We start from the raw sequence: 2,627 nt of genomic DNA, 5'->3' as shown, positions 1-2,627 counted from the left end.
GATCACTTCTTGCAGGAACACGCTATAGAGGTGACTTCGAAGAGAGAATAAAATCTATAATAAAAGTAATTGAGGCAAAACCTGGCGCTATTCTTTTCATTGATGAAATACACACTATTATTGGAGCAGGTTCAACAAGTGGCAGCTTTCTTGATGCTGGCAATCTGCTCAAACCTGCACTTGCAAGAGGTGCGTTGCGTTGTATAGGTGCAACTACATATAGAGAATATAGCAATAGCTTTGAAAAGGATAAAGCATTAGCAAGGAGGTTTCAAAAAATTAATGTAAAAGAGTCTTCTATTAATGATACAGTAAAGATACTAGATGGTATAAAGCATTACTATGAAAGGTATCATGGAGTATATTACACGAAACATGCCATTAAATCTGCAGCTGAACTTTCACACAAGTATATTACTGGGCGAATATTACCTGATAAAGCAGTTGATGTTATAGATGAAGCAGGGGCATATTGTAAGTTACAAAAAAGCAGGCGAAAAATTATAAACAGTAGAGACATTAAGAGTACTATCGCTAGGATTACAAACGTACCTTGCGGGTTTGATGATATGCAAAGAGTAAAATCTTTGAAAGAAAATCTCAATAGGGCCATTTTTGGTCAAGAGCAAGCGATAGAGTTTCTCGTTAATTCTATTAAAATTGCTAAATCTGGTCTGAGAAGTTACAATAAACCCTTGGCAAAGTATCTTTTTGCAGGGCCAACTGGTGTAGGTAAGACTGAGCTTGCGAAGCAGCTAGCACAAAATATGGGTATGAACCTTATTCGGTTTGATATGTCTGAGTATATGGAACCTCACACAATATCTAGAATGATTGGTTCCCCTCCTGGATATGTGGGTTACGACCAAGGTGGATTGCTTACAGAATCTGTATCTAATAATCAATATAGCGTAGTACTTCTTGATGAAATTGAGAAAGCTCATAGTGATATTTATAATATATTACTACAAATCATGGATTATGGTTGTGTTACAGACACTTACGGACGTAAGGTTAATTTTTCCAATACGATTTTAATTATGACAACCAATGCAGGGGCATTTGAACGTAACAAAAGTTCTATTGGCTTTGGGTATAAAAACTTTAACATCAGTGACAGCGAAAAAGCAATGGAACGGGTTTTTAGCCCCGAATTTCGTAATCGTCTTGATGCAGTCATTTCCTTTTCTGATTTGGATGCGGATGTCATTTTGCACATTGTGGATAAATTTATTCAGGAATTAAAAAAACAACTTGTGCAAAAGGGTATAAGCTGCTCAGTGGAAGAAGAAGTAAAGTCTTATCTTGCGCAAACAGGTTATAGCAAAGAAATGGGAGCACGCCCAATAGAGAGGCTGATTGAAAAAGAGATAAAAAGTCATTTGGCTGAAGAAATACTGAATCGTCGATTAATTAAAGGAAAGAAATTAAGGATTTATATTGGTAAACACGGAATTGCTTTTGATATAGTTTAAATTCTTGCTTGAGTATTAAATTTGTAGTATAGTCACTATTTTTTAATGAGGCTATAGTGGCAAGTTTAACCAGAAATCAATATTACAGTAATCAAGATTTACGGAATTTATTTTCAAGGCTGGGAATAAAAGCGGAAGAAGTAATAAGCCAGGAGTTTGATGATGTACTTAAGTTAGTTGAGCGGCGCTTTAGAAGAGCTTCATTAAAATGTCACCCTGATAAAGTAGTAGGAGAGAAAGAGAAAAAAATAGCTGAAGAAAAGTTTAAAAAACTTAGTGCAGATAAAGATAAGCTAGAGAAATATCTTAACGACTTAAAAGCAGCTGGCATATCTATAACATTACAGCGAGAAGTGCAGGAAAAACAAAGGAGAATCAATGAGATTCTATTGCGTAGAGAGAAAGCTGTGAATAGAGCATGTTTATTTTTTATATTAGCAAATGTGGTACTTGGTCCGTCGCCTCAAGTCAAATATTGCTTATCACAACTTGCTAACAGTGGCAAAGTGCAAAATATTGCTTATAAATTTTATGCATTCAGCATTGGAGTTTGGCCATGGTTATTTATTATATCCTTTTGTAGTATTATCTATGCAGCAAGTAAACAAAGAGGCTCACAAGAAGGAAATCTAGATAGGTTAAATAGAAGATACAATCTACTTATTGCTGCTGATAATTATGTAATATGTATATCAGCAGCGTTTGCTGTATGCAGTTTAATGTCGGAAGTTGCACAAAATGGCTGGCCTGTTCAATATGGAACGATGCTAATAGCTAATTTAGCATTAGATTTATTACTTATTGCTTTACTTAGGACTTTTGTGAAAGCTTTTGAACTATATGGTGAATACTGTACCCAGTGTTTATATGAAGAAGATGCGGAATTTAGTTATAAAGAAAAATTTGCATGGTATGACTACAAATTAGTACTTATGCCGCTCGTTCTTCCTATTGTTAAAATGTATTTTGAAGATTTAGTTCAAGAAAAACCACAACAGCATACTACTGATCGATCCTAAATTAATTTCACACGGTGGTAAAATAGCGCATACTCAAGCTGAAGCAAATATGGGTGGAATAGTGGATAAAATTATTGGCATGTTTACAAAGTGAGAATAAGAACACATAAGCCAACTTGGCCTATGTACAATT

Annotated in this window: 2 protein-coding genes and 1 pseudogene; all 3 read left to right on the top strand. The window is 34.8% G+C overall.

The genetic code is table 11. From position 1 onward, the window contains the following. Window positions 1-1,475, top strand: a 1,475-nt coding sequence (locus ACJ5GX_RS01660; protein WP_495292629.1) for an AAA family ATPase, incomplete at its 5' end; no start/stop codon positions are given. 56 nt (window positions 1,476-1,531) lie between these two features. After that, window positions 1,532-2,494, top strand: coding sequence for a molecular chaperone DnaJ (locus ACJ5GX_RS01655; protein ID WP_495292628.1), 963 nt, complete (start codon window positions 1,532-1,534; stop codon window positions 2,492-2,494). Next, window positions 2,487-2,588, top strand: a pseudogene (locus tag ACJ5GX_RS01650) (outer membrane lipid asymmetry maintenance protein MlaD); the annotation flags it as partial. The gene ACJ5GX_RS01655 and the pseudogene ACJ5GX_RS01650, both read left to right, overlap by 8 nt. Window positions 2,589-2,627 lie beyond the last annotated feature (39 nt).

Source organism: Wolbachia endosymbiont of Tuta absoluta, from assembly GCF_059414725.1.
Note: the sequence above shows the minus strand (reverse complement) of the source record. Positions and strands in the feature narration are given on the sequence as shown.